At 71.9% G+C, this 23,884-nt stretch carries 20 protein-coding genes; 12 read left to right on the forward strand and 8 right to left on the reverse strand.

Going from position 1 to position 23,884, the window contains the following annotated elements:
• Positions 1–121 precede the first annotated feature (121 nt).
• Positions 122–1,345: a TIR-like protein FxsC gene (locus QCD66_RS02110; protein ID WP_364214425.1), complete on the forward strand. Its 1,224-nt coding sequence runs from the start codon at positions 122–124 to the stop codon at positions 1,343–1,345.
• A 44-nt stretch (positions 1,346–1,389) separates the two neighbouring features.
• On the forward strand, positions 1,390–5,433 hold the full coding sequence (fxsT, locus tag QCD66_RS02115) for an FxSxx-COOH system tetratricopeptide repeat protein (RefSeq protein WP_375733587.1): 4,044 nt from the start codon (positions 1,390–1,392) through the stop codon (positions 5,431–5,433).
• Between the two features lie 53 nt (positions 5,434–5,486).
• On the opposite strand, the gene QCD66_RS02120 is transcribed toward fxsT, so the two are convergent.
• The 3 genes from QCD66_RS02120 to QCD66_RS02130 all read right to left on the reverse strand — a co-directional run bounded on the left by QCD66_RS02120 (position 5,487) and on the right by QCD66_RS02130 (position 8,164).
• On the reverse strand, positions 5,487–7,175 hold the full coding sequence (locus QCD66_RS02120; RefSeq protein ID WP_375733586.1) for an HEXXH motif domain-containing protein: 1,689 nt from the start codon (positions 7,173–7,175) through the stop codon (positions 5,487–5,489).
• Positions 7,132–7,308 (reverse strand): FxSxx-COOH cyclophane-containing RiPP peptide, encoded by a 177-nt coding sequence (gene fxsA / locus QCD66_RS02125; protein WP_357538335.1) that lies wholly within the window; start codon positions 7,306–7,308, stop codon positions 7,132–7,134. Before fxsA ends, QCD66_RS02120 begins: the two co-directional genes overlap by 44 nt.
• Before the next feature lie 61 nt (positions 7,309–7,369).
• Positions 7,370–8,164, reverse strand: a complete 795-nt coding sequence (locus QCD66_RS02130; RefSeq protein WP_407566976.1) for an aminoglycoside N(3)-acetyltransferase — start codon at positions 8,162–8,164, stop codon at positions 7,370–7,372.
• A 207-nt stretch (positions 8,165–8,371) separates the two neighbouring features.
• Here QCD66_RS02130 and QCD66_RS02135 point away from each other — a divergent pair, with 207 nt between their 5' ends.
• From QCD66_RS02135 to QCD66_RS02145, 3 genes are all read left to right on the forward strand, one after another.
• The gene (locus QCD66_RS02135) at positions 8,372–9,268 is read left to right on the forward strand and encodes a DUF4231 domain-containing protein (RefSeq protein WP_375733584.1); all 897 of its coding nucleotides are present in this window, start codon (positions 8,372–8,374) and stop codon (positions 9,266–9,268) included.
• Positions 9,269–9,905: 637 nt separating this feature from the next.
• Complete coding sequence (locus tag QCD66_RS02140) at positions 9,906–12,656, forward strand: AAA family ATPase (RefSeq protein ID WP_407566977.1); 2,751 nt, start codon at positions 9,906–9,908, stop codon at positions 12,654–12,656.
• Between the two features lie 62 nt (positions 12,657–12,718).
• Positions 12,719–13,033, forward strand: coding sequence for a hypothetical protein (locus QCD66_RS02145; protein WP_375733583.1), 315 nt, complete (start codon positions 12,719–12,721; stop codon positions 13,031–13,033).
• Here the strand turns inward: QCD66_RS02145 and QCD66_RS02150 are convergent.
• Entirely contained in the window at positions 13,026–13,715 is a 690-nt protein-coding gene (locus QCD66_RS02150; protein ID WP_357538344.1) for a LuxR C-terminal-related transcriptional regulator, read from the reverse strand. The two genes, QCD66_RS02145 and QCD66_RS02150, sit on opposite strands and share 8 nt — an antisense overlap.
• Before the next feature lie 356 nt (positions 13,716–14,071).
• Here QCD66_RS02150 and QCD66_RS02155 point away from each other — a divergent pair, with 356 nt between their 5' ends.
• Positions 14,072–14,416 carry a hypothetical protein gene (locus QCD66_RS02155; protein WP_364214400.1) on the forward strand — a complete coding sequence of 115 codons (345 nt, stop codon included), beginning with the start codon at positions 14,072–14,074 and terminating at the stop codon, positions 14,414–14,416.
• 51 nt (positions 14,417–14,467) lie between these two features.
• Here the strand turns inward: QCD66_RS02155 and QCD66_RS02160 are convergent, their stop codons facing one another.
• A complete protein-coding gene (locus QCD66_RS02160; RefSeq protein ID WP_364214398.1) occupies positions 14,468–14,665 on the reverse strand; it encodes a hypothetical protein in 198 nt (65 codons plus the stop codon).
• Between the two features lie 268 nt (positions 14,666–14,933).
• On the opposite strand from QCD66_RS02160, the gene QCD66_RS02165 reads away from it, so the two are divergent.
• Together QCD66_RS02165 and QCD66_RS02170 are read left to right on the forward strand one after the other, a co-directional pair.
• Positions 14,934–16,991 carry a heavy metal translocating P-type ATPase gene (locus QCD66_RS02165; RefSeq protein WP_375733582.1) on the forward strand — a complete coding sequence of 686 codons (2,058 nt, stop codon included), beginning with the start codon at positions 14,934–14,936 and terminating at the stop codon, positions 16,989–16,991.
• A 173-nt stretch (positions 16,992–17,164) separates the two neighbouring features.
• Complete coding sequence (locus QCD66_RS02170; RefSeq protein WP_375733581.1) at positions 17,165–17,536, forward strand: hypothetical protein; 372 nt, start codon at positions 17,165–17,167, stop codon at positions 17,534–17,536.
• 98 nt (positions 17,537–17,634) lie between these two features.
• Here the strand turns inward: QCD66_RS02170 and QCD66_RS02175 are convergent, their stop codons facing one another.
• Positions 17,635–18,303 carry a response regulator transcription factor gene (locus QCD66_RS02175; protein ID WP_357538352.1) on the reverse strand — a complete coding sequence of 223 codons (669 nt, stop codon included), beginning with the start codon at positions 18,301–18,303 and terminating at the stop codon, positions 17,635–17,637.
• Positions 18,300–19,541, reverse strand: coding sequence for a sensor histidine kinase (locus QCD66_RS02180; RefSeq protein ID WP_375733580.1), 1,242 nt, complete (start codon positions 19,539–19,541; stop codon positions 18,300–18,302). Before QCD66_RS02180 ends, QCD66_RS02175 begins: the two co-directional genes overlap by 4 nt.
• A gap of 236 nt (positions 19,542–19,777) precedes the next feature.
• Here QCD66_RS02180 and QCD66_RS02185 point away from each other — a divergent pair, with 236 nt between their 5' ends.
• From QCD66_RS02185 to QCD66_RS02200, 4 genes are read left to right on the forward strand one after another with little or no spacing between them, the layout of a single operon-like run.
• Complete coding sequence (locus tag QCD66_RS02185) at positions 19,778–20,380, forward strand: DedA family protein (protein ID WP_375733579.1); 603 nt, start codon at positions 19,778–19,780, stop codon at positions 20,378–20,380.
• The gene (locus tag QCD66_RS02190) at positions 20,377–21,591 is read left to right on the forward strand and encodes a glycosyltransferase (protein WP_407566978.1); all 1,215 of its coding nucleotides are present in this window, start codon (positions 20,377–20,379) and stop codon (positions 21,589–21,591) included. The genes QCD66_RS02185 and QCD66_RS02190 overlap by 4 nt, the downstream gene beginning before the upstream one ends.
• Positions 21,588–22,286: a DUF998 domain-containing protein gene (locus QCD66_RS02195; protein WP_375733576.1), complete on the forward strand. Its 699-nt coding sequence runs from the start codon at positions 21,588–21,590 to the stop codon at positions 22,284–22,286. Before QCD66_RS02190 ends, QCD66_RS02195 begins: the two co-directional genes overlap by 4 nt.
• Positions 22,283–22,570, forward strand: coding sequence for a hypothetical protein (locus QCD66_RS02200; protein ID WP_364214377.1), 288 nt, complete (start codon positions 22,283–22,285; stop codon positions 22,568–22,570). Before QCD66_RS02195 ends, QCD66_RS02200 begins: the two co-directional genes overlap by 4 nt.
• A gap of 78 nt (positions 22,571–22,648) precedes the next feature.
• On the opposite strand, the gene QCD66_RS02205 is transcribed toward QCD66_RS02200, so the two are convergent.
• Positions 22,649–23,830 (reverse strand): MFS transporter, encoded by a 1,182-nt coding sequence (locus tag QCD66_RS02205; RefSeq protein ID WP_375733575.1) that lies wholly within the window; start codon positions 23,828–23,830, stop codon positions 22,649–22,651.
• Between the last annotated feature and the right edge of the window lie 54 nt (positions 23,831–23,884).

Here is a 23,884-nt window from a genome sequence, read left to right on the forward strand (position 1 = left end):
ATCCCAATCGGCTATCCCGGAAGATCGGGACCCATTCCGCCTGGAAGCGCGTGGATATACTCGCTGCACAGCATGCGTGTTACCGGCTGTCTGAATGCCTTTCGGCGGGTCGGAGGACGTGGTGGGACAGTATTTCTTTCTCAGTTACGCCCGTGGCGACGACGACCCGTGGAAGAAGAAGTTCTTCGACCTTCTCAGCGCCGAGGTACGCGCCCACGCCGGACTGGGCCGCCACGAACGCGTCGGCTTCTTCGACACCAGCACGATCGAGCCGGGCACCGAATGGCCCGACGAGCTGGCGACCGCACTGTCCCAGGCGCACACCTTCATCGCGCTGATGGCGCCGCGATACTTCAAGAGCGTCAACTGCGGCCAGGAATGGTCGGTCTTCGACGGCCGGCTCGACCAGCACCGGACCGCGCAGGGCAGCCGCCCGCCGTCGCTGATCCCGGTCATGTGGATGGCCGGCACCGAGGTGCACCCGGTCGCCGCCAGGCTGCAATACCCGCAGATCGGTCTCGACCAGAACGACCGTCCGATCGGATTGCGGGACCTGATGCGGCAGGGCCGCTACCGGGACCGGAAATACCAGTTCATCGCCGAACTGGCCCGCACGATCGTGTCGTTGCACGACGACCATCCGCTGCCGCCCCCGGTCGAGAAGCCGGTCCTGCGCCTGGTGCCCAACGCGTTCGCCGTCGCGGTGGCGCCGACCCCACGTGAGTCGGTGGAGGTCCGGCAGGCGGTCAAGCACGTGCACTTCGTGGTCTCCGCCGGCAACCGGGAGGAGATGTCGCCGGTCCGGTCCGAACTCGGCGCCTACGGCAACCACGACCACTCCTGGGCGCCGTACCATCCCGATCCGCGGACGTCGGTCTCCGACCTGGCCAGCGGCCTGGCGATGCAGCGTGACTTCGGGGCCGAGGTGGCCTCCACCGACGGCATCACCGACCGGCTGGAATCGGCGGTGCGCAACAACCAGATCGTGGTGCTGCTCCTCGACGCCTGGTCCAGCCAGCTCCAGGACCAGCGCCTGGCCCTGCAGCGCTACGACGAGAACAGCGGCCCGACCACGGCCGTGCTCGCGCCCTGGAACCCGGCCATCGCCGAGAACCAGTCGCACTGGGCGCAGCTCGACCTGGAGTGCAGACGTCTGCTGCCCCGAAACGTCACCCGGCCCGACCAGGAGATGTTCCGGCTCGGCATTCCCAGCCCGGAAAGCTTCGGCCAGTGCCTGGAAGAGGTGCTCGAAGAAGCGTGGAGCCGGGTCATCACCAGGGGGCACATCTACCGGATTCCGCAGGGGGAGATCCGGTTCGACCGTCCCTTCCTCGAAAACCCGTAACCGGGTACGGACGCCCGACGTCACGACCGGATCAGGAGCGGACCATGACGGTCAGACAGACGCCCACGAGTACGGCCACCCCGGCCACCGGGGCCGCACCGGCAATCGAGCCCGCGCCGGCCACCGGGGCGGAACCCGCCGCCGGTCCCGAGCCCGGCGGCGAGATCATCACGTTCTACTCGTACAAGGGTGGCACCGGTCGCACGATGGCGGTGGCGAACGTCGCGTGGATCCTCGCCAGCAACGGCAAGCGGGTCCTGGTCATCGACTGGGACCTGGAGTCACCGGGCCTGCACCGCTACCTGCACCCGTTCCTGGTCGACAAGCAACTGCGGTCCTCGCCCGGCATCATCGACATGATCCGGTCGTTCTCCGAGGCGACCCTGGATCCCAACGGCCCCAGCCAGCCGGGCTGGCACCGGGACCACGCCCGGATCCTCGACTACGCGTCGACCATCGAGTGGGACCACTTCCCCGACGACGGCATGCTCGACTTCGTCCCCGCCGGCCGCCAGGACCGGCACTACTCGCGGGCGGTGACCACCTTCGACTGGAACGGCTTCTTCGAGCGGCTGCACGGCGGGGTCTTCCTCCAGGCACTGCGCGACGACCTGAAGGCCAACTACGACTACGTGCTCATCGACAGCCGCACCGGCCTCAGCGACGCCGCCGGCATCTGCACGGTGCTGCTGCCCGACACCGTCGTCAACTGTTTCACGATGAACACCCAGAGCATCGAGGGCGCGGCGGCGGTGGCGTACTCGATCCAGACCCAGCGGGGCGACCGGCCGGTGCGGATGCTGCCGGCGCCGATGCGGGTCGAGGACGGCGAGCAGGGCAAGGTCGAGGCCGGCCGGGACTTCGCCCGGCTGCGGTTCCGGCCGATGCTCGCCCACCTCGACGCGGCCCAGGCCGACCGCTACTGGGGCAACGTCGAGATCCCCTACCGGGCGTACTACGCGTACGAGGAGATCCTTTCCACCTTCGGTGACCGGCCCTACCAGGACAACTCGCTGCTCGGGGCGTACGAGCGGCTGACCACGGTGCTGACGAACGGAGAGGTGCAGCACAACGGCTCGATCGAGGAGCGGGAGCGGCTGCGGCGGCTGGCCGACTTCGAGCGGCAGCGGCTGCGCCCGTCGGAGATCTCCGAGGTGTTCCTCACCTACTCGGCGGTGGACCGGCTGTGGGCCGAGTGGATCGCCGCCGAACTCGCCGACGCGGGCATGCAGGCGGTGCTGCACGAGATCGACGCCCGGCCGGGCGGCGGCCGGATGGCCGAGGCCGAGCGGCTGGTGCGTACGACCAGCGCCGCCCTGGTGCTGCTCTCCCGCGACTTCCTGGCCGCGCCGGGCGCCACCGACCTGTGGAAGCGGCTGGTCGGGGCCGGCTCCGGGCCGGTGCCCCGTTCGGTCGTGGTGGCCCGGCTCGACGCCACCCGGCCGCCGGCGCCCTACCTGGACCGCACCCAGGTCGACCTGTCCGACCGCACCGAGCAGCAGGCCAGCGAACTCCTGCTGGACGCGCTGGGCCTGGAGGCCGTGCCCCCGGACGGTGACCCGCGCGCCGAGTCGGCCGGCGGCCGGCGGCCCCGGTTCCCGACCGGGCAGCCCCGGGTACGCAACATCCAGCCCCGCTACAGCACGTTCACCGGCCGGGTCGGCATCCTCGACGACCTGCGGGACCGGCTCGCGACCAGGGCCAGCCGCACCCTGCCGCAGGCGTTGCACGGCATGGCCGGCGTCGGCAAGACCCAGGTCGCCCGCGAGTACGCCAACCGGTTCGCCGCCGACTACGACGTGGTCTGGTGGATCTCGGCGGAGCAGGAGAGCGTCGTGCGGGACCGGCTCGTCGAGCTGGGCCGGGAACTCGGGCTGCCGGCCGGCAACGACGCCGACGAGGCCGTACGCACCGTGCTGACCGCGCTGCAGCAGGGCCGGCCGTACGCCCGCTGGCTGATCATCTACGACAATGTCGACGACCCGGCCAGCGTCGACGGGCTGATCCCGCACGGGCCGGGGCACGTGCTGCTGACGTCCCGTGACCCGGCGTGGGCGACCCGGGCGGAGGGGGTGTCGGTCGGCGTCTTCCACCGCGAGGAGAGCATCGCGCTGCTGCGCCGGCACGTCGAGTCGATCACGGACGACGACGCGGAACTGGTCGCGGAGAAGATGGGCGATCTTCCGCTGGCCCTGGAACAGGCCGCGGCCTGGCTGGCCGAGACGCTGATCCCGGTGCCGGAACTGCTCCGCCAGATCGAGCGCCAGCTCGTCCGCGTGCTGTCCGCGCCGGTGCCCGGCGGCTATTCCAAGACCGTCGCCGCGATGTGGCAGCTCGCCCTGGAGAAGGTGCGCGAGCGCCAGCCGGCCGCCGCCCGGCTGATGGAGCTGTGCGCGTTCTTCTCGGCCGAACCGATCCCGACGTCGCTGATCTACAGCGACCGGTGTCTCCAGGTGCTCACCGAGTACGACCCGTCGCTGACCGACCCGCTGATGATGGGACCGGTGATCCGCGAGATCAACCGGTACGCGCTGGCCCAGGTCGGTCCGGGGCAGAGCAGCATCCAGGTGCACCGGCTGATCCAGTTGATGATCCGCGAGGAGTTGTCGCCGGAGAAGCGTGACGAGAACCGGCGCCACGTGCACGAGATCCTGGCCGGCGCGCAGCCCAGCCCGAAGGACCCCGACAACCCCGACAACTGGTCCCGCTACGCCGAACTCTGGCCGCACCTGCTGCCGTCGAAGGCCGTCGAGTCCAGGTCCACCGAGGTCCGGCAACTCATCATCGACGTCGTCCGCTACCTGCACAAGCGCAACGACTACGCGGGCAGCCGGCTGCTCGCGGAGCGGGCCCGGGCCAGGTGGGAGGAGGTCTTCGGCGCCGACGACCGGTTGACCCTGCTGGTGCGGTTCCACCGGGCCAACGTGCTGCGGGCCCAGGGGCACGACCGCGACGCGCACGACGAGAACCACGACGTGTATGACCGGTTCAAGGCCACCGTCGGCGAGACCAACCCGTACACGCTGATGGCCGCCCGCAGCCTCGCCGCCGACCACCGGATGACCGGCGACTACGTCGGCGCCCGGGAACTCGACGAACGCACCCTGCGGCAGTTGCGCTCGACGCTGTCCGACGAGCACCCGCACAGCCTGATGGTCGCCAACAACCTGGCCGTGTCGCTGCGCCTGGTCGGCGACTACCAGGCGGCCGCCGCACTCGACCTGGACACCCTGGAGAAGCGGCGGCGGGTGCTCGGCGAACGTCACCCGTACACCCTGTTCTCCGCCGGCAACTACGGCCGTGACCTGCGGGAGATCGGTGACTTCCCGGCCGCCCGGCGGACCCTGGAACGGACCCTGCGGACCTACGAGGAGGTGCTCGGCGAGAGCCACACCGAGACGCTGCGTACGGCGAAGAGCCTGGCCGTGACACTGCGCAAGCTCGGCGACTACGCGGCCGCCCGCCGGCTCACCGACAGCTCGTTGCAGCACTACCTGCACGGCCCCGGCCGCAACCACCCGGACACCGTCACCTGCCTGCTCAACCTGGCCAGTGACGACTGGGCGGTCCGTGACCTGCGGTCGGCGCTGGACCGGGCCGAGGAGGCCCGGGCGGAATACCAGCGGATCATTCCCGCCAACCGCACGTTCAGCCTGATCTGCACCAACAACATCGCCGTGTTCACCCGTGCGCTCGGTGACCACGAGCGGGCCCGGGCGCTGTCCGCGGAGGTGGCCGACGAGTTCGGTGCCCGGCTCAACGACAACCACCCGTACACGCTGACGGCCCGGCTCAATCTCGCCAACAGCCTGTTCTCCCTCGGTGACGTGACGCGAGCCCGGGAGATCGACGAGGACGTGCACCGCCGGCTGGCCGACGTGTTCGGGCCGGGGCATCCGGAGACGCTCACCGCGGAGGCCAACCTGGCCCTGTCGCTGGGTGCGGTCGGGGAGGTCGAGCAGGGGCGCCGGGTCGGTGAGTCGGTGCTGGCCAAGTTCGGCGCGCTGCTCGGCCACGAGCATCCGACGACGAAGGTGGTGCGGGCCGGCGAGCGGCTCAGCTCCGATCTGGAGCCGCCGCTGCTCTGAGCCGGGTCCCATGGGTGGGCCGCGCACGGGACCGGCGCCGCTTCGCGGCGTACTCAGCCGGGGAGGCCGGCGCCGATCCAGGCGGCCAGCCCGGGCGGTCCGGCGGGACCGGTGTCCGGGTGGGCGAGCAGCGCCCGGACCAGGTCCGGGCGGGTGGTCAGACCGCGAACGGCGACCGGGTCCACCGGGCGCAGCGCGACCGCGAGTCCGATCCAGGCCTCGACGTCGTCGGGGTCGGTGGCCAGCCGCCGCGACCAGTCGTCGGCGCCGGGTGGTCCACTGTGCTCGTTGAGCACGTGGTCGCGGATCGTCGACTCGATCCCGGAAACCGGTGCCGGGCCGGCGGGCGGCACCGGCCCCCAGTGCGCGGCCGGCAGGTCCGGGTGGCGGTCTCCGGCCACCCACTGCGCGACGAGCGCGTCCACCGCCGTGCCCGTCGGGCGCAGGTTGCGCAGGTGCCACGAGACGGCGGCGGCGACCGACAGGTCGGCCACCGCCTGCCCCACCCCGGACGGCACCTTCTCGGTGGCGTGCCAGCCGTCGAGCGTTTCGGCGAGCCCGGCGACGAAGGTGGCGCCGGGGCCGGTCAGTTCGCCGGAGGCGGCCAGCGTGGCGGCCGACTGGCGGCTCTGCGCGAGCCAGTACGCGTACTCCAGGTGCGCGGCGGGTCCGGCGGCCCGGTGCCGGTGCCGTCGCCAGAAGTCCGCCACGGCGAGATGGGCGTACGTTCCCTGGAGCAGGGCTCCGACCGGCCGCGGGTCGATCCGCCAGGGGGCGCGGTGTCTCGCCGGGCCGCCGGCGGAATGCAGGTCGACGAGGTCGAGCAGCGCGTTCAGCTTCATGTGCTGGAACTCGTGCAACATCAGCAGGGCGAGGCCGGCCGCGTCGGGAGGTGTCGCGAGGGCGATCGAGCCACCCGCCCGGCGGGACGCCGCGCTGACGTTGCCGGCGGCCGGCGACAGCGGCACCACCGACCACAGTAGACATCTCATGGCCTCGGCATGGCGGGGATGATCCGCCACGATCAGCCGCCAGGCGTCGCCGAGCAGCGCGGCGAGGTCGGCCAGACCGCCGTCGTCGAGCCGGCCGGCGGGCGGCCACTGGTAGCAGTCCCGCTCCGGGTCCACGTCGTCGACGGCGATGGTGAGCCGCTGCCCGGACGCCTCGACGGCCAGCCGGCGCAGTGGCCACCAGTCCGGCGTACCGGTGTCGAACGGCGCCGGTACGGACACCGTGCCGGTGCTGCCGGTGACGGTGACCCCGGCATCCGTCCCGCGTACGGTGGCCGGCCCGGGGCCGACCCCGACGGCCGTGCCGAGCGTCGGCAGGTGCAGGTGTCCGGCGTCGGTGGGGACCCGGATGGTGAACCGCAGCCCGGCCCGGGCGGCGCCGGCGGCGGCGTACCGGCACAGCAGGTCGTCGGGGCTGCCACGGCGGAGCCGGGCGGCCGCCGCCGCGTCGAGGTGCGGCTGCGCGAGCACCGTCCGGACCGCCTCCGGAGCCCGCCGGTCGGCGGCCGACAGCAGGTCGAGCGCGGCGCTTCCCGCCGCCCCGGCCGTGTCGGCGAGCGCCCGCAGCAGCAGGCGGCGTTTGGCGAGCTGCCCGTCGCGCAGGACCGCGACGGCGGTCGGGTCGCCGTAGCCGGCGGCCAGGGTACCGAACTGGGCCGCCGTCAGGCGCAGGGCACGGACGGCCGGATCAGATGCTGGAGTTGAAGGCAGAGACCGCGTCGGACCCGGCACCGGCCATCGCCTCCTCGGCAACGCGGCGCAGCGAGTGTCCGAGAACGGTGTCCTCCATGGTCAGCAACAGGTGCAGCGGCAAATCGGCAAGCTGGATGACGTCGGTGTCGATGTCCTGCCTGTGGTCTTCCACAACAACCCCTCTGGGCAAAAAGGTGCGGCGTTGTCGGCTTCGCGGGCCGACCGCGTCGGTGTCAGTTCCGGTTGAACGTGAGCCATGATGTCGCGAACTCGACCGCCGGCCGCATCGGCAGGAACCGGCATTCCGCCGCGCCGACCCGGCCGACGGTGACCTGCCCGGACGTGCCCTCGAAGGCCGCACCGAGCCGGCCGAAGTCGCCGTCGTCGAGCGCGACGGTCGGATACTCGATCCAACGTCGGCCGGCACCGTCGGCCACCGCGCACGCGGCGATCCGGCGCGGCGGCGACGGCAGCCGGTATTCGGCGAGGTGGAAGGCGGTGCAGCGGTTGAAGCCGACGCCGAGCAGCAGGATGTTGGCGTCGGCCTTCTCCAGCCGGGCCAGTGGCGACTCGTCGCCCAGCGGCGATTCGAGCAGGTGGTGCTCCATCAGTTCGGCGGCGCGCGGGCCGATGGCGGCGAAGGAGGTCTGTGGGTGGTTGCTGCGTACGGCACCCGGCCAGGTCCGTACCCGCTCGGGGACCACGCCGACGGCGGTGCTGGGCGTGAGCGCGGCGTCGAACCCGGGCAGGTGGTCCCGGATGGTCTGCCACCACGACTCCGGAACCGGATTGTCGGTCCAGGTCGACGGGTCGCGGTTGTCCGGCGACTGGGCGGTGACCACGAGGTTGCCGGTTGGTCCGAGCACGTCGAGCAGGGCGTGCACGACGGTGGTGGCGCCCCCGCAGACCCAGCCCAGCGCACTCAACGACGTGTGTACCAGGACCGTTTCGCCGCGCGTCACGCCCAGCCGGGCGAGATCGGTCGCGAGGGAAACCCTGGTTTGCGGGCCGGACGCGGGTGCCGTCACGAGGCGTGATTCTCGCACCTGTCGGGGCTCGCGTACGTCCGACATGAGGTTCCATCCCCCAGATTTCGTCCAGACCGTACTGCCGGGTCGTGGTGCCGGTTGACCACCGCGGCCGGGCCACGGTGCCGACGGTCGACCGGCTCGCGACGGACCTGCGGGCCGATCGGCCACTTCCGATGTTGGTGGTGAGTATCGAGAATTCTCGTTATGACGGCAACGACGTCGGCCGAGGTGCTCGCCGTTCGCTGGCGGCGGCAGAGCGTCTGGTCCCAGGGCGCCAACCAGCTCAAGACGCAGATCCAACGGGCCCGGCTCGGGGCCATGCTCCTGACCGTCGGCGGCGCCCTGTTCAGTGCCGTCTCCGTCCAGTTGATCAGCTCGGTGCCGACCGGTGCCAAGGTCTTCGCCGGCCTCGCCGCGGTGTCGCTGGGGCTGGTGCCGGTGCTCGGCAGGGGCGCCGGATCCACAGTGGTCCGGGACTGGACCCGGGCGCGCTCGGTCTCCGAGGCGCTCAAGACCGAGATCTACACCTATCTCGCCGGGGTCGCGCCCTACCGGGGAGACGACCGCGCCACCGTCCTCGTCGACCGCCTGGACGCCCTGCTGACCGGCACCGAGGACCTGGAGCAGTACGTGGCGGGGATCGACCCGGTGCCACGTTCCCTGCCCGACGTGCACGACGTCGACTCGTACGTCCAGGGCCGGGCCCGGGCCCAGATCGACGGTTACTACCGGCGCCGGGCGGCCGAGCTGCGGCGCCGGGTCAGCCTGGTGCGGCGGATCGAGTTCGGTCTCGCCATGCTCGGGGCCGTTCTCGCCGCCGTCGCCGGATTCGTGCCGGGCGCCGGGCTGACCGCCTGGGTCGGCCTGGTCACCACGGTCAGCACCGCCGTCGTCGCGCACGCCGCCGCGGAACGCTACGAATACCAGCAGATCGAGTTCACCCGTACGGCGGACGGCCTGGAGGATCTGCTCGCGCGGTACGCCGACGGGCCGGGAGGCGACGACGCCGACGACGCGCTCGTGGCCGGTTGCGAGCGGGTGATCTCCATCCAGAACGAGGGTTGGATGGCCAAGCTCAACAGCGAGGATCTTGCCGTCTGACACCGGTCCGGCGCGCAGAGTGGGTAGGGGACCGATAGGGGTTCGGGCGGGTCGCCGCCGGCTCTAGCCTCGTTTCCGTCTGCTGGTGCAGGCGGTGATAAAGATCATGAGCGGGCGGCGTGAACGCGTCGGTCGGGGGCGCCGGTCGCGGCGGGCCGGCCGGTGACCATTGCCTTTTCGGCAACCATGTGCGGGGCTGCGGGTGCGGAGCGTGTCGGCGGCGTGGTTTCCCCGCGGTGATAATCCGAGAAGTGATCACATCAGCGGGCGAAAGCCGCATCGGCTGACATTGCTTCGATTGTCACAAAATTAACGACAAGTTGAATGTCTGGTCGCTTGCTCGTTTCCAGTGTTGTTGCCGGTCGCCGCTGTTACCGCCGCGTGATCTAAGTCGGCTTGCTGGCCTTGACCGCATGGCGTTTTATAAGCCGGTGGTCGTCTTTCGGACGCCCACTTGGACGCCGAAAGCCTGGTGTAGCGGCTCGTTCACGCTTTGACGTAGTGAAAGGTCTTCATTTCCGGCTTCGCCGGCGTCCGGTCGGCGGTATGCGGCCACCGCGGCACCGATGGTGACGGCGGGTGGCACGGATGCCGGTGCCGACGACCTCGGGTCTGTCATTGCGCTATTGGGGGGCGAATGCTGGTCGAGCGTGATATGGAATCGGCGCTTCTGGACGGGGCCCTGACCGAATGCGCGAGCGGAAACGGCGGCGCGGTCACGATCACCGGGCCGGTCGGTTCCGGCAAGACCGCGCTGCTGCGGCTGGTTGCCCAGCGGGCCGTGGACGCCGGCTTCACGTTCCTGATCGGCAAGGGCTCCCGGGCCGAGCGTGACCTTCCGATGGGACTGATGGGCCAGGTCTTCGCCGGGGCCGGCCTGCCTGAGGACGCCACGACCGAGATCGCCCGACTGCTCGACTCCCAGGCGACGACCCCCGGGACGGGGGACGGGCCGGTCGCCGAACACCCCGACGTGCGGGCCTGGCGCGGGCTGACCCGGGTCCTGCTCGAACTCGCCGACCGTACGCCGCTCCTGATCGGTATCGACGACGCCCACCTCGCCGACACCGAATCCATGCAATACCTGCTCTACCTCCTGCGCCGCATCGACCGGGCCCGGATGCTCATCGTGATCAACGAGTCCGGGGGACTGCGCCGCTCGTGGCCCATGCTGGCCGCGGAGTTGCAGAGCCAGGCGAACTCCCGGCAACTGCGGCTCAACCTGCTCTCGCCGGCCGGCGTGGCCACCGCCCTGGCCCGGCACCCGGACCTGGGCGCGGTCAGCCCGCCCGCCTGGCACCGGGTCAGTGGCGGGAACCCACTGCTGCTCAACGCCCTGATCGAAGACCACCGGGTCGGCCGCCCCGGCACGCCGGAACCGGCGGCCGGCGAGGCGTACGCGCAGGCCGTGCTGACCTGCCTCTACCGGGGCGACGAGTCGATGCTGCCGGTCGCCCGCGGGCTGGCCGTGCTCGACGGGCCGGCGACCCCCAGACTGCTCGACGAACTGGTCCGCGACATCTGCGCCGCGCCGACCGGTGGACTGACCGCGATCACCGAGGTCGGGATCCTGGCCGACGGCCGGTTCCGGCATCCGCGCGCCGCCGCCGCCGTACTCGACGCCATGAGCCCGGACGACCGGGCCGACCTGCACGAGCGGGTCGCGAAGCTGCTGTACCGCAACGGCGCGCCGGCGCTGACGGTCGCCCGGCACAAGCTCGCCGCCCGCCGGGCCGGTGCACCGTGGTCGGTGCCGTTGCTGCACGAGGCCGCCGAGCAGGCCCTCGCCGCCGACGACACCACCGTGGCGCTGGACTGCCTCCGGCTCGCCGAGCGCGGCCGGGACGGAATCACCGAGTGCGTACGGACCCAGGCCGCCCTGTTGCGGACCAGTTGGCGCCTCGACCCGGCCACCGCCGAGCGCTACACCCCGTCCCTGCTCAAGGCCGGGCTGGCCGGAGAGTTGCCGGTCATGGCGGCGGCGATGCTGGTCAACCACCTGATGTGGTTCGGCCGGCCGGCGCAGGCGGCAGCGGTCCTGGCCGCCGCCGTCGACGCTGTCGACCCCGACGACCCCGAAGCGGCGATCACCCTCTACCCGGTCGAGTCACGGTTCGCGTACGTCTATCCCGAACTGGCCGGGCAGCTACCGTGCGACCGGATGATCCGTCCACCGGCGGTGGCGCTGGCCACGTCGACCGGCAAGCTGCGGATCCAGACGGCCGGGATCATCGACGCGCTCCGGCACGGCCGGATCACCGAGGACGCGGTGGACGACGCCCAGGCGATCCTGCAGCAGTACCGGATCGACGACCACACCTACGACGGGGTCCTCGCCGCGCTGGAGATCCTGGTCGCCGCCGAACACCTGGAGACGGCGGCGTTCTGGTGCGACTCGTTGCTGACCCAGGCCGACGAGCGGCACATTCCGACCTGGAGCGCCCTGCTCTCCTCGATACGGGCGGTAATCAGTTTCCGGCAGGGCGACATGCTGGAAGCGGAACGGCACGCCAGCACCGCGATGTGTCGCGTCCAGCCCGGTGGACTGGGCATCTTCATCGGCATTCCGTTGTCGGTGCTCCTGCTTTCGGCGACCCGTCGTGGGCAATTCGAGAAAGCCCTCCGGTTGTTTGCCGTGCCGGTGCCGGACGTCATGTTCCGGACCCCTTTCGGATTGCAGTACCTGCGCGCCCGGGGTCGTTTCCACCTGGCCCGGGGCAGCTACAAGGCCGCGATGGAGGACTTCGGAACGTGCGGAGAACTGGTCGCCAAATGGGGCGGCGACCTGCCGGCGATCCTGCCGTGGCGCACCGACCTGGCGCAGGCGCGCCTCGCCCTCGGGCTGCCGGGCGAGGACCTGGTCACCGACCAACTCGCCCGGCTGGGCCCGGCCAACCGTCGTACCCGGGGGATAACCCTGCGCGTCCTGGCGGCGGCGACCGACCCGGCGCAACGGGTCCCGATCCTGCGTGAGGCCGTCGACGAGCTACAGGCCGGCGGTGACCAGACGGAACTGATCGAGGCGTTGACCGAACTCGGCGCGGCGCAGCGCGCGCTCGGCGAGCACACCAAGGCCAGGACGACCCATCGCCGGGCGCAGCAGGTGGCGACCAAACACGATCTCAGCGACCTGGTCCCCGCCCGGCCGGTGAGCCACCTGAGGGCCGAGCCGGCCGGCGATTCCATGATCGAGGAGTTGAGCGACGCCGAGCGGCGGGTGGCGGCGCTCGCCGCCCGGGGGCACACCAACCAGCAGATCGCCCGCAAGCTCTTCATCACGGTCAGCACCGTCGAGCAGCACCTGACCCGGGTCTACCGGAAGCTGCGGATCAACCGCCGCTCGGATCTGCCGTTCAGCCTGGCCGGGGATCTACGCAACACCGCGTAGCGCACGCCCCGTGCCCGAACCGGCGCTGGCGCCCCGGTCGCGGTGACTGATCAACTGTGTACGTGACGGACGTGAATCGCACCCTGCGGCTGCGGCCGCCTCGTAATCCGGTCGAACGCCGGGCGATCGGTTGGTGGGCGGTGCAGGCGGTCGTCGTCTCCATCCCGGTCCTGGCCCCTCTGGTGATCGTCGGGCTGCTGGTCCGGCCGGCACGGCAGTGGCTACTGCTGGCCGCCGCGTTGATCGGTGTCGTGACGCTCTTCTACGCCCTGGTCGTGCCGTGGATCCGTTACCGGGGGCTCGCGTTCGCCGACACCGCCGTGCCGGGGCTGCTGGGTCAGTTCCTGGAGTCCGACGATGACGACGAGGTCACTTGACGAAGTCGGGTGAGACCTGCGGCGGCCAGGTGCCGGCGTTCAGCACACCCATCGAGTACGCCCGGGACACCAGCGCGGCCCGGTTGGGCGCCTTCAGCTTCTTCATCATCGTCGCCACGTGGTATTCGACGCCCTGCCGGCTCAGGTAGAGCTCGCCCGCCAGGTTGACCGTCGACATGCCCATCGCGACGCCCTGCAGGATCCGGGCGTCGAGTTCGGTGAGGACCTTGTGCCGGGCGGTACGGATCGCCGTCTCGGCGGCCGACTCGTCCCACTGCAGCGTCACGACGATGCTGGCCATCAGCGGCGACCGGCCGCGTACGGGGACGGCGGTGAGCTGGCCGGGGAAGAGGTGGTCATCGGCCCGTACGCCGACGATCCGTTCGCTGACCCGTTCGCTGCGGCCTTCGATGAGGCGGACGAACTGGCGGCGTAGTTGGGTCTGGGGGCCCAGCCGCAGGAAGTCGAAGAGGTCGCGGCCGACGACGTCGCCGGAACCGCCGAGATCGCGGCGGAACTGTTCGTTCGCTTCCTGGATCTTGAGTGTGAGGTCGACACTGGCCATGCAGATCCCGGACCGCTCGAGCAGTGACCGGTAGGCGTCCGCGTGCCTGTGCAGCTGTGCGAGCCGGGCCCGGTCGACGATCTCCTGCGGCGCAAGGTCCATCAATGCCTGTGACACGCGAACTCGTTTCCTCTCCATGGCGCGGTAAGCGGCGATCACGTGTGGTGATGACCTCGTCCACCGGAAGGGCGAAGAACCTGTCGGACGCTAACGATCATGGTGGCGGGGGCGGCGAATGTGAAACCCGTATCCGCCCCCTATCGGCAGGGGACGAGCAGGGGTCGCCACCTAGGGGTTGGTGATGCCGTGCCCCTAGGGGTGCCCGCGGAGGCGTCCTCGCGTGGCGGTCTCTACGGATCTTCCAACGGTTGCCACTGGCGTTACCTCAGAGTTTGCGCAGGGTGGCGGAATCGAGGTATGCCTGCCGAGGTCCGGCCGGGCATCGGACGACGGTGCCGAGGCATGCTTCTCTCATGACCGACGACACGGGCCGGGCGCTGGGCGATGCGGAGCGGGAGATCCTCGGGGCGATGCTGGAGCTGCCGATCCGGCACGGGTGGCGGTTGCGGGCCGAGGCGACCCGGCTCCGGGTGCGGGCGGTGTGCGGCTGCGGCTGCCCCACCGTCTACTTCACCGCCGGCCCCGTCGCCGGCACCGAATTGGTCGCCGAGGCGGAGGTGGCCGGAACCGAAGGCGACGTCGTGCTGCTCTTCGCGTCCGAAGCCGGCGTGGATTCCCTGGAGTACGTCTGGCTCGGCGAGATTCCGCCGGCCGGCTGGCCGCCGGCCGGTTCGCTGGTCAATCTGCGGGTCCGCTGACCCGGCCGGGTTGCCCGGGCCCCGCGTGGTGGTCGGGGGCCGGGCGGGCCGTCAATAGGTGTAGGTGACGGTCAGTTCGTAACTGCTGCTGTGTTTCGGGGGAGTGAGTACGTAGGTCGTGGGGGCGCCGATTCCGACCACGTACTGGAAGGTGGTGTTGGCCGGCAGGCCGGCGATCGTGGCGACGATTCTCGTCCGGATCCTCTTGGCGGGGGCGGTCGGGGCAGGGGCGTTCGACCTACGGAGCATCGAGTCTCCACGGGAATGGGATGGGCCTGCCGTGGCCCGTGTGCACCAATGATTACGTGCTGAAAGAGGTCAACTCGACCGACGGAAAACGCGGTATTCGGAAAATGGGCAGGGCGCGTCCAGTCCATTCATGTATTGACAATCACGCATCTCCGACGGTTTCCGAACCGGCGGCGGTGTGGGTCGGGTTGCGCGAGGGTGAGGTGGTGGTCACGCGAGGGTTGCGGGTACCCCTGGGGGGTATATGGTGAGGGTGGGAGGTGCCGACATGCGACACGACACGACAGCGCACGACGAACACGCCGGGCACGAGCAGCACGACGGCCACGGCGGTCACCAGGGGCACGACAAGCACGCCGGACACGACCCGGAGATCTTCCGCCGCAAGTTCTGGCTCAGCCTGGCACTGACCGTGCCGATCGTCGTGACCAGCCACATGGTGATGGACTGGTTCGGCTACACGCTGGACTTCCCCGGCATGCCCCTGATCGGGCCGGTGCTCGGCTCGGTGGTGTTCCTCTACGGCGGCTGGCCGTTCCTGGCCGGCGCCGTACACGAGGTCCGCGACCGGGCCCCGGGCATGATGCTGCTGATCGCGATGGCGATCACGGTCGCGTACGCCGCCTCGCTCGCCACCACCTTCGGCGCGTTCGACCTCGACTTCTGGTGGGAACTGGCGGCCCTGGTCACCATCATGCTGCTCGGGCACTGGCAGGAGATGAAGGCGATCGGTCAGGCGCAGGGCGCCCTCTCCGCCCTCGCCGCGCTGCTGCCCGACGACGCCGAACGGGTCGGCGACGGCGGTACCGAGCGGGTCCCGGTGGCCGAACTGCACGTCGACGACGTGGTGCTGGTCCGGCCGGGCGCGCGGGTGCCGGCCGACGGCCGGATCGTCGACGGCGGCGCCGAACTCGACGAATCGATGATCACCGGCGAGTCCCGGCCGGTCGCCCGGTCGGTCGGCGACCGGGTCGTCGCCGGCACCGTCGCCACCGACTCCGCGATCCGGGTACGCGTCGAAGCCGTCGGCGACGACACCGCCCTGGCCGGAATCCAGCGGCTCGTGGCACAGGCGCAGCGGTCCAGCGGCCGCGCCCAGGTGCTGGCCGACCGGTTCGCCGCCTGGCTGTTCTACATCGCGATCGCGACCGCCGTGGCCACCTTCACGGCGTGGGCGCTGCTCGGCAACGTCGACGAGGCGGTGGTGCGTACGGTCACCGTGCTGGTGATCGCCTGCCCGCACGCCCTCGGGCTCGCCATCCCCCTGGTGATCGCGCTGTCCACCGCCGTCGCGGCCAAGGCCGGAATCCTGGTCAAGGACCGGCTGGCGCTGGAGCGGATGCGTACGGTCGACGCGGTGCTCTTCGACAAGACCGGCACCCTCACCCGGGGCGAGCACGTCGTCACCGCCATCGCCGGCACCCCCGGCACCGAGGGCGACGAGGTGCTGCGCCTGGCGGCCGGCGTCGAGGCCGACAGCGAGCATCCGCTCGCCCGGGCCATCGTCGCCGCCGCCACCGATCGGGGGCGGCCGGCACCGGCCACCGGCTTCCGGTCGCTGACCGGGCGCGGCGTGCGGGCCAGCATCGACGGCACCGGGTACGCCGTCGGCGGGCCGGCGCTGCTGCGGGAGCTGGACGCCGACGTACCGGCCGAACTGGCGGCCGAGACGGCGGACTGGGCGCGGCGGGGAGCCGCCGTGCTGCACCTGCTCCGCCTCGACGAGGCAGGGCCGGCCCAGGTCGTCGGCGCGCTCGCCCTGGCCGACGAGGTACGCCCCGAAGCCCGGCAGGCCATCGCCGACCTTCGTGGGCAGGGCATCTCGAAGATCGTGATGATCACCGGGGACGCCCGCCCGGTCGCCGACGCGGTCGCCGCCGAACTCGGGCTCGACGAGGTCTTCGCCGAGGTCCTGCCGGCCGACAAGGACGACGCCGTGGGCGAGTTGCAGCGGCGCGGCCTACGGGTGGCGATGGTCGGCGACGGCGTCAACGACGCGCCCGCCCTGGCCCGGGCCGACGTCGGCATCGCCATCGGGGCCGGCACCGACGTCGCCATCGAGTCCGCCGGTGTCGTACTGGCCTCGTCGGACCCGCGTGGCGTGACCGGAGTGATCCGGCTGTCCCGTGCCTCCTACCGCAAGATGATCCAGAACCTGGGCTGGGCGGCCGGCTACAACGTGGTGGCGCTGCCACTGGCCGCCGGGGTGCTGGCCTGGGCCGGGGTGGCGCTCAGCCCGGCCGCCGGAGCCCTGCTGATGTCGGCCTCGACCATCGTGGTGGCCCTCAACGCCCAACTCCTGCGCCGGGTCCGCCTCGGCGGATAGCCGCCGTAATGCACGGGCGGTCGTGGTGGATCGTGGGATACGAATAGCGGGACCGGATACGGGGGCGGTGGTGGACGTGGATCTGTGGAGCCGTCTGCGGGGGATGACCAGGGCCGTACCGGTGGAACTTGACTACCTGCCGGAACTGCCCGACCTCGATCTGCTGCGGGGTCGTGACGACCCTGCGGCACGAGGCCGGGAGCCTGGACCCGGTGATGGTCACCGGACTGACCGACCCGGGCAACCCGCCGCACGTCCGCTTCGCCGGCTACCGCCTGCTGATCTCGGGCGGCGCGTGGCAGCGGGTCGCCACCGACCTGCGCCTGCTCGACGACGCCGACGAACGGCTGCGTGGTGCCGCCCGGGCCGACCTCGCGATGTGGCTCCAGCGGCAGGCGGCGACCACCTACGACCAGCCGGGACCGCGCCTCGCCGCCGAACTCGACCGGCTGATCGAGCGGGCCCGACCGGTACTCGGCGAGCATCGGGTCAGGCTGCTGCGCTTCCACGCCGGACTGCCGGCGGACCCGACAAAGTTGATCTGAGCACCAGAGACCCTACCCGCGCCGGATAAGGTCGCTGACGCTCAGATCAACGATGGTGCGGGCAGCGGGGCGGCGCGCATCGCCCGGATCAGCGAAGGTCAGCCGCCCGGGGTGACCAGGCCGGTCTCGTAGCCGAACACCACCGCCTGCACCCGGTCACGCAGCCCCAGCTTCTGCAGGATGCGGCTGACGTGGGTCTTGGTGGTCTGCTCGGCGATGAACAGCGACGCGGCGATCTCGGCGTTGGACATGCCGAGCGCCACCAGCCGCAACACCTCCCGTTCCCGGTCGGTCAGCGCGTTGAGCGCCGTGGTGCCCGCCGGCCGCTTCGGCTGCGCGTCGACGAAGTTCTCGATGAGCCGGCGGGTGATGCTCGGCGCCAGCAGCGCCTCGCCACCGGCCACCACCCGTACGGCGCGCATCAGCTCGTCGGGTTCGCTGTCCTTGAGCAGGAAGCCGCTGGCCCCGATCCGCAGCGCCTCGTAGATGTAGTCGTCGATGTCGAACGTGGTCAGCATCAGCACCCGGGGGTGGTGTCCCTCGGTGCGTTCCGGGCCGAGGATCGCCCGGGTGGCGGCGAGCCCGTCCAGCACCGGCATCCGTACGTCCATCAGCACGACGTCGGGGCGCAGGCTGCGGCAGCGGTCGACGCCGGCGCGCCCGTTCTCGGCCTCGCCGACCACGGTCATGTCGTCCTGCGAGTCGAGGATCGCCCGGATGCCGACCCGGATCATCGACTGGTCGTCCACGATCAGAATCCGGATCACCCGTTGCTCCCGTCGGCTGCCTGGTCCCACCGTATCGGCAGCCGGGCGGCGACCCGGTAGCCGCCGTCCGCGAGCGGAGCCGTCTCCAGGGTGCCGCCGACCAGGCGGACCCGTTCCCGCATCCCGTGCAGCCCGTGGCCGGCCCGGCCGACCTCCTCGGGCGGGCCGGTGGGGCCGGTCGGGGCGTCGTTGGTGACGACGACGGCGAGCACGTCGCCGGGTTCGAGGTCGACCCGTACGACGGTAGGGGCGCCGGCCGCGTGCCGGACGACGTTGCTCAGCGACTCCTGCACGATCCGGTACGCGGCCAGGGCGATCGCGTCCGACACCGCCGTGGCGCGTACGGCGTCGGAGACCCACAGGTCGACGGGTACGCCGCCACGGCGTACCGACTCGGCCAGTTCGTCGAGCCGGTCCAGGTTGGGTACCGGCCGCAGGTCGACGGCGGCGTCCTCGTCGCGGAGCACGGCCAGCAGTTGCCGCATCTCGCGCAGCGCACCCCGGGCACCGGCGGCGATCTGCGCGAACTCGTCCCGCGACTCGTCGTCGATGTTCTTGATCCGGTACGCCGCCGACGTCGCCTGCATGTGGATCACCGACATGCTGTGCGCGACGACGTCGTGCAGCTCCCGGGCGATCCGGGTCCGTTCCTCGACCACCGCCCGCTGCGCCTGTTCGAGGGCCACGTCGCGGCGGGCGTCGACGAGCTGGCGCCGGATCACGGCCCGCTGCCGGAAGGCGATCGCACCGAGCGTGATCAGGGCCGAGTTCGTGGCGTAGATGACGAGCAACGGCTCGGCCTCGGCGAACGTATGGCCGGCCCGCAGGTCGAGCACCACCAGCAGGACGCACAGCAGCACGCTCGCCCACCAGGCCGTCGCCGCCGCCCGCCACTCGTGGAACAGGCCGACCAGGGCCACGTGGGCGATCAGGGCGATCAGGCCCGGAATCGTCAGCGGCCAGGTCGGGCCGGCGTCGAAGGACAGCATGACCGCCAGGGCGGTCACCCCGGCGAACTGCACCGCGGTCGCCTGGACCGGCCACCACAGGGTCAGCGGCAGGGCCACCCCCTGCGCGATGCCGGCGCCGAACGCCACGACCAGCGGCACCTCGTATATCTCGGCCGCGACCGGAATGTTGACCGCCATCAACACGATGGCCAGCGCGCCGGCCACCAGCCACGACCACGGTCCGAGCGGCTCGGCCGGGCGTACCGGCGCCCACAGCCTGGTTTCCACGATCCCTCCCCGTGCCCTGCTCAGGGCGACGGTACCGGGGTCGGAGTCAGGGTGACGTCAGGCCGTGGCGGTACGCCACCCCCTACCGCGGAGGTACGCGCGGGGCCGGCGAACTACCTCGACCGTCCGGGCCGGAACGCCTCCGCGGGGCGACGACCGGCGCGGTGTCCCGTACCTAGTTTTCTCCCGTCGCCGGCGGAACCGCCGCCGGAGACGGCGGTGCGGAGGGGGCGGCCATGGATCCGGCGCAGGTGCTGTGGACGGGGGTGACCGACCACCCGTACCTGCTGCTCGGGCCGTTGGTGCTGATCGAGGGGCCGGCGGCGACGGTCGTCGCCGGGGCACTGGTCGGTGCCGGAATGGCCCGGTTCTGGCCGATCTGGCTGATCGTCGTCGTCGCCGACGTGCTCGCCGACAGCAGCCTCTACCTGCTCGGCCGGTTCGGCAACCACCGGCGGGTGGCGCCGCTGCTGGGCCGGCTCGGACTGCCGCCACACCGGCGGCAACGGCTCACCACGGCGGTCCGCCGGGCCCTGCCCCGCGTCGTGCTCGGCGCGAAGGTCGTCGACGTCGCCGCCGTACCCGCGTTCCTGGCCGCCGGGCTGGCCCGGGCCCCGTACCGCAGGTTCCTGGCCTGGGTGGCCGGGGCCAGCACGGTACGCGCCGCACTGCTGATCGGCGCCGGCGTGCTCTTCGGCCAGGAGGTCGCGCACCTGCTCACCTCGCCCGGCACCGGGCTCGCCGTCGCCGCCGGGCTGGCCCTGGCGGTCGTGGCCACCCACCTGATCACCCGGCGGCTCGCCGGAACCCGATTCGATCCCGTCAAGGAGAAACCATGAAGATCCTCATCGGTGCCGACACGTACGCGCCCGACGTCAACGGCGCGTCGTACTTCGCACAGCGGCTGGCGACCGCCCTGGCCGGCCGGCACGAGGTGCACGTCGTCTGCCCGTCGACCGGGTACGCCAGCCGCAGCACCGCCACCGAACCGGGGATCGTCGAGCACCGGGTCCGGTCGCTGCCCGTACTGCGCCGAAGAGGTTTCCGGTTCTGCGCCCCGGTGCGCCTGGTCGCCGCCGCCCGCCGGATCCTCACCGAGGTACGCCCCGACGTGGTGCACGTGCAGAGCCACTTCCCGCTCTGCCGGGCGCTGATCGGGGCCGCGGCCGGGCTCGGCATCCCGGTCGTCGCCACCAACCACTTCATGCCGGAGAACCTGACCCACTACGTGCCGGTCGGCGACCTCGGCCGGCGCCGGCTGCACGAGTGGGCGTGGCGGGACCTGGCCGGCGTCTACGGCCGGGCCGCGGTGGTGACCGCGCCGACGCCGTACGCGGCGGCACTCGCCGAGCGGGCCGGGGTGCCCGGGCCGGTCCTGCCGATCTCGTGCGGGATGGACCTGTCCCGCTTCGGCACCGGCCACAACTCCGCCGGGTTCCGGCTGCGCTACGGGGTGCCGGCCCGCCCGACGATCGGCTACGTCGGCCGGCTCGACAAGGAGAAGAACATCGACGTCGTGGTCCGCGCCCTGGCCCGGGTACGCCGGCACGTCGACGCCCAGCTCATGCTCGTCGGCACCGGGGCCGAGCGCGGCCGGCTGGCGGCCCTGGCCGCCGACCTCGGCGTCGCCGACGCACTCGTCTTCACCGGATTCGTCGCCGACGCCGACCTGCCCGCCGCGTACGCCGCCACCGACGTCTTCGTCAACGCCGGCACCGCCGAACTGCAGAGCCTGGTGACGCTGGAGGCGATGGCGTGCGGCGTACCGGTCGTCGGCGCGGACGCGTCCGCGCTGCCGCACCTGGTGCGGCCCGGCGACAACGGCCTGCTCTTCCCGCCCGGTGACGACGCGGCGCTGGCCGACCGGCTGCTGGCGATCCTGGCCGACCCCGCCCGGGCGGCGGCCATGGGCCGGCGGAGCCGGATCCTCGCCGAGGAACACGACGAGGCCCGCACCATCGCCGCCTTCGACGAGATCTACGCCCGGGTCGGCGGCCAGCGGCCGACGGTCCCGGCTGCCACGGTCCCGGCGCTGCGGGTGTCGGCGTGACGACCGGAAGCGGCCTGCTGGCCGACACCCGCCCTCCCGTCACCGTCGACGCTCCCGCCGGGCAGCGGCCCGGCGGACCGTCGACCCCGGCTCCCGGCTGGTACCGGTACGCGCTCGGTGCGGTCACCGTCGCACTGGTCGCCGGACTGGCACTGCACGCGGTCGACGGGGTCCACCCACTACACCAGATGCTGAGCGAGACCGTCGCCTCGCCGACGGGCGTACTGCTGCTCGGTGTCGCGGCCGCCGCACTCGTCACCGCCGCCGCCTGCCTGGGGATCGGCATCCGGCGGGCCGGGCTGCGCCGGAGCGGACCGCTCACCCTGCTGCTCGCGTTGTGGGCGGCGGGACTGGTGGCGCTGGCCGTGTTCCCGATGGACCTGTCCGGGGAGCCGACCACGTACGCCGGGGTGCTGCACCGGTACGGGGCCGCTGTCGCGGTCGCCGTACCCCCGCTGCTCGGACTCGTCGTCGCCGGCGCGGGCCGGGACGACGATGCCCGGCAGCTCAGGGCGGCGGCAGTGGTCACCGCGGTGGCGGGTGTCGGGTTCGCCGCCGCCCACGGGCCGACGATCCTGCTCGACGCCGACTCGCTGCCGTACATCGGACTGCTCGAGCGGATCCTGCTCGCGCTGGTCCTGGTGGTCCTGGTCCGGGTCGCCCGGGTGCTGCGAGACGCCGGGACCGGGCCGTGAACCCGCGGGCCGTCGGTTACGCGCTGGCGGGGCTGCTCGCCGGTGCGTTGCTCGTCAACGCCCTGCCGCACCTCGTGCACGGCGGCCTGGGCCAGCCGTTTCCGACCCCGTTCGAGGTGGCCTGGTCGCCGGCCGCGAACATCGGCTGGGGCCTGGTGAACCTGCTGCTCGGGGTCACGCTCGCCGTCGTTGTCTGGAACGGTCTGCGGACGTTGCCGTTCCTTGCCGGTGCCGGTGTCGGCAGCCTCGCGGCGGCCACCGTGCTGCTGGTCGTCATGGGCTGATCTCGTGCGGCAACTTGTCCCAGTTCTACTTCGGACTTCGCTGGCCATCGGGCTGGCGTCCGCCCGGCGGGCCGGCCGTTACGGGCCGGTCAGCCGCCGGCTCGCGGTGTGGCCGGCGAGGGCCGCCGTGGCTGCGCAGCCGGTGGCCAGGGCGAAGGCCGCCGTCGTGCCTCGGCTGTCGACCAGCGCCCCGGCCGTGGCCGAGCCGACCGAGATGCCGATGCCGGCGGCCGTCGTGAGCCAGGTCAGGCCCTCGGTACGGTGGCGGGCGGCAACGGCTCGCGCGGCGATCGAGAAGCCGTCGATGAAGGCCGGTGCCAGCGTCAAGCCGAGCGTGAACGCGGCCGGGAACAGCCATCCGGTCGCTGGTACGGCGATGAACGGCACGGTGCCCACCGTCAGCAGCGGCAATACGACGGCCAGGCGTCGGTGCGGTGGGCGGGACCAGTCGCGGGCGCCGTACCAGAGCCCGGACACGGCACTGCCGGCGGCGATCGTCGCCAGTATCCAGCCGCTGAGGGCTTCGGCGTCGTGCTGTCGGGCGTAGGCGACGACGGCGACGTCCAGCACGATGAGCACCATGCTGACCAGCGCGAATGTGAGCAGCAGCAGGGGAAGTCCGGGCGTGCGCAGGGCGGTTCCGGAGGCGGGCCGACCGGTGGGGGCGCCCGGGGGTTCGGTGCGGTGCTGCAGCGCGAGCGCGATCGAGCCCCCGGCGGCGAGCGGAACCGACAGGATCAGGGCGGCCGCGGGATGCAGGTACACGACCACTGTGGACACCACGATCGGGCCGATGACCAGAAGCAGTTCGTCCACGACCGACTCGAAGGACGTCGCCGCGTGCAGCCGTGGTGTGCCGGTCAGCAGATGGGCCCAGCGGGCCCTGACGAACGGCCCGATCGCCGGCATGCTGGCACCACTGGTCGCGGACAGGACGACGAGGACCCAGGCCGGCGCACCGGACGCGGCCGCGACGAGAAACCCGGTCCTGGTGATGGTGGTGGCGATGGCGGCCGCCATGAGAACCGGGCCCTGCCGGTGGCGGTCGGCGAGGCGACCGACCAGTGGGGCGACGAGCGAATACGCGAGGGCGTACGCACCGGAGACCAGCCCGCCGAGGCCGTAGGAGCCGCTGAGTTCCGAGACGAGGAAGACGATGCCCAGGACGGTCGTCAGGTGGGCCAGGCGGGCCGCGAGCCCGGCCGCGACGAAGGCGGCGGCGCCCGGCAGGGCGAAGAGTCCCCGATAGGGGCTGGTCAACAACACTCGCTCGCAGGCTCCACCCGGCATAAGCTAAACCAGGTTTCGTAGATT

Source organism: Polymorphospora sp. A560 (assembly GCF_045781765.1).
Classification (GTDB): Bacteria; Actinomycetota; Actinomycetes; order Mycobacteriales; family Micromonosporaceae; genus Polymorphospora; species Polymorphospora lycopeni.